Origin of the sequence: Actinomadura sp. WAC 06369 (genome assembly GCF_003947565.1) — a bacterium.
GTDB classification, from domain to species: domain Bacteria; phylum Actinomycetota; class Actinomycetes; order Streptosporangiales; family Streptosporangiaceae; genus Spirillospora; species Spirillospora rifamycini.
This window is the reverse complement of the sequence record NZ_QHJN01000359.1, coordinates 1-1,690: the sequence shown is the minus strand read 5'-3', so window position 1 is coordinate 1,690 and position 1,690 is coordinate 1. Positions and strand designations below refer to the sequence as shown.

3 protein-coding genes are annotated in these 1,690 nt (G+C 77.6%); 1 reads left to right on the top strand and 2 read right to left on the bottom strand.

The genetic code is table 11. From position 1 onward, the window contains the following. A partial coding sequence (locus DMH08_RS39410; RefSeq protein WP_125621381.1) for an SDR family NAD(P)-dependent oxidoreductase occupies positions 1-681 on the top strand: 681 nt, incomplete at its 5' end. A gap of 81 nt (positions 682-762) precedes the next feature. Here DMH08_RS39410 and DMH08_RS39405 read toward each other — a convergent pair. Beyond that, positions 763-1,287 carry a TIGR00725 family protein gene (locus tag DMH08_RS39405; RefSeq protein ID WP_125621378.1) on the bottom strand — a complete coding sequence of 175 codons (525 nt, stop codon included), beginning with the start codon at positions 1,285-1,287 and terminating at the stop codon, positions 763-765. Beyond that, complete coding sequence (locus tag DMH08_RS39400; protein WP_125621375.1) at positions 1,284-1,595, bottom strand: 4a-hydroxytetrahydrobiopterin dehydratase; 312 nt, start codon at positions 1,593-1,595, stop codon at positions 1,284-1,286. Before DMH08_RS39400 ends, DMH08_RS39405 begins: the two co-directional genes overlap by 4 nt. Positions 1,596-1,690: the final 95 nt, after the last annotated feature.

The window sequence follows — 1,690 nt, the reverse complement described above, 5'->3', positions numbered from 1 at the left end:
GCGCTGGGCCGGGCGGGCGCGGCGGTGGTGGTCGTGGCGCGGCGCGAGGGCGAGCTGGACGACACCGTCAAGGAGCTGCGGGAGCAGGGGTGCCGGGCGGCGCGTGTCAGCGCCGATCTGGGGTCGCGGGCGGAGGTGGCGCGGGCGGCCGAGGAGGCGGCGGCGGTGTTCGGCGAGCCGGACATCGTGGTGAGCGCGGCCGGGATCAACCTGCGGCCGCCGATGGACGAGCTGGGCCGGGAGGTGTGGGACGCGACGATGGCGGTGAACCTCGACGCGCCGTTCCTGCTGGGGCAGCGGTTCGGTCCGGTGATGGCGGAGCGCGGGTTCGGGCGGCTCATCCACATCGCGTCGCAGCAGGCGTTCCGCGCGTTCGTGAGCAGCGGCGCGTACGGGGTGTCGAAGGCGGGGCTGGTGGCGCTGGCGCGGTCGCAGGCCGAGGCGTGGTCGGGGCGGGGCGTCACGGCGAACACGCTGGTGCCGGGGTTCGTGATGACGCCGCTGAACGCGCGGCTGTCGTCGGATCCGGAGCGGGTGCGGGCGCTGGCGGACCGCACGATGACGGGCCGCAACGGGCTCGCCGAGGATTTCGCGGGCGCGGCGGTGTTCCTGGCGAGCCCGTCGGCGGCGCAGGTGACGGGGCAGTCGCTGTTCGTCGACGGCGGGTTCTCCGCGCACTGACGCGTCCCGGGCCGGTCCGGCGCGGTCAGTCCGGCGCGGTCAGTCCGGCGCGGTCAGTCCGGCGCGGTCAGTCCGGCGCGGTCAGTCCGGCGGGCCCGCCCCCGGCGGGTCCGGTGTGCGCGCCGGCCACAGGCCGGTGCGGGCGATCGCGTCGGCGGGGTCGCGGGCGTGCCGGACGCCGCCGACCGGGTCGCCGTGCTCGTCGTGGACGCGCCAGCCGCCGAGCTGGACGACGGGTGCGCGGCCGCGCCGCACGGCCAGGGCGATCTCCGACAGGGTGCCCCAGGATCCGCCGACGGCGAGGACGGCGTCGGCGGCGTTGACGATCAGGGCGTTGCGGGCCTGGCCGAGGCCGGTGGGCAGCGCCACGGTCAGGTGCGGGTCCGCGCCGGTGCGGTCGTCGCCGGGCAGGACGCCGACGACGGTGCCGCCCGCGTCGCGGGCCCCGGCGGCGACGGCGGCCATGACTCCTCCGTGGCCGCCGCACACGACGACGGCGCCGCGGGCGGCCAGCAGCCGCCCGAGTTCGCGGGCGTCGTCGTGTTCGCGGCGGGTGCAGTCGGCGGGCCCGCACACCGCGACGTGGACGGGCGGGGCGCCGGTCACGCGTCGGTGTCTGGGGCGGTGGCGCGGGCGGCGAGGTCGTCGATGCGGGCGGCGAGGTCGAAGTCCTTGGCGGTGAGTCCCCCGGCGCTGTGGGTGGTGAGGGTGAAGGTGAGGGTCCGCCAGCGGATGTCGATGTCGGGGTGGTGGTCGGCGGCCTCGGCGGCGCGGGCGACGCGGGTGACCAGGTCGATGCCGTCCAGGAAGGTCGCGGCGCGGATCCGGCGGCGGATGGCGTCGCCGTCGCGGGTCCACTCGGGCAGCGCGTCGAGGTGTTCGGCGACGGCGGCGTCGTCGAGGGTGTCGGCCATGGTGGTCCTCCTGGTGCGTCGTCGGGTCCGGTTTCGGTCGTTCCCCGGATCCGGGCCGACTACGTCCGCGCGTCCGGGCCGGGGCGGGTCAGGGG